The sequence below is a fragment of the Kitasatospora sp. NPDC042419 genome (assembly GCF_056437345.1).
In genome coordinates, this window is the sequence record NZ_JBWKAW010000101.1 from 1 (window position 1) to 1,395 (window position 1,395).

Consider the following 1,395-nt stretch of genomic DNA (forward strand, 5'->3'; position numbering starts at 1 on the left):
GCGGACGCCCTCGCGGGACTCGTCGGCGAGCCAGGCCTGAACGGCCGCCAGCGTCGCCGACAGGTCGGCCTCGGCGTGCAACGGCTCCCAGCCGGAGTCCACCGGCGCTCCGGCGGACGACGCCGACGGCGCGGACCGCGCGGTCGCGGCGGACGGCAGCTCCGGCCAGTCCAGCCGGAACAGCGCGTCGCGGTCGGCGCCGCCGGCCGGGGCGAGCTGCTCGGCCGAGACCAGGCGGGCCCGGAGCGCCTCCACCGAGGCCACCGGCGCGCCGGTCCCGTCCGCGACGTCGATCGCGAGCACCTCGGGCTCGGTGTACCGGAGCCGGACCCGCAGCGTGCTCGCGCCGGTCGCGTGCAGCCGGACGCCGCTGTAGGCGAACGGCAGCCGGCTCACGCCGGGCGGGCTGTCGACCAGCCGGTGGTGGACGGTGATGTGGACGGCGGCGTCCAGCAGGGCGGGGTGCAGGCCGTACCGCTCGGCCTCACCGGCGAGCGTGTCGGGCAGTGCGACCTCGGCGTAGAAGGTGTCGCCGTCCTGCCAGGCGGCGCGCAGGCCCTGGAAGCCGGGTCCGTACGCGAGGCCTGCGGCGGCCAGGTCCTCGTAGAGCCGCTCGGTGTCGAGCAGTGTCGCGCCCGGCGGGGGCCAGGCCTGCAGGCCCTCGGCCGGCGCGGCCGGGCCGCTCAGCAGGGTGCCGCTCGCGTGCCGGGTCCACTCGCCGGAATATGTCGACCGGTCTACAGAGGATCCGGTGGAAGGCGAGGAATCGGCAGACCGGTCTACAGAAACAGAATCTGCCGATCGGTCTACATATTCGCCCCGCCCGGCCTGCGGGGCGGGCCGCGAGTGGATGGTGACGGGCCGGAGGCCGCTGTCGTCGGGGTCGCCCACGGTCACCTGGATGTGGACGGCACCGCGTTCGGCGAGGACGAGCGGGGCCTCGACGACCAGTTCGTCGAGCGTGCCGGCGCCGACCTCGTCGCCCGCGCGGATCGCGAGCTCCAGCAGTGCGGTACCGGGGAGGATCACGGTGCCCTGCACCGAGTGGTCGGCGATCCAGGGGTGGGTGGACAGCGAGAGGCTGCCGGTCAGCACCGCGCCCTCGCCGTCCGGAAGACCGACGGCCGCCCCGAGCAGCGGGTGACCCAGCGGGGCCAGACCCAGGCCGGCGGCGTTCCCCGTCCGGGCGGCGTTCTCCAGCCAGTAGCGGCGCCGCTGGAACGGGTACGTCGGCAGTGTGACGCCCGACGGCCGGCCGGTGCCCAGCAGGGCGGTCCAGTCGACGTGGTGGCCCTGGACATGGATCCGCGCCAACGCCCCCACCACCGTCCGCGCCTCCGCACGATCCCGCCGCAACGCAGCCACCGTCACCGGAGCATCCAGAATCCCCTCGAC

General features: G+C 75.3%; 1 protein-coding gene. It reads right to left on the reverse strand.

The window, feature by feature from the left end:
• Window positions 1–1,356: polyketide synthase dehydratase domain-containing protein (locus AC067J_RS44065; protein ID WP_478308522.1), on the reverse strand; the 1,356-nt coding region annotated here is incomplete at its 3' end.
• Window positions 1,357–1,395: the final 39 nt, after the last annotated feature.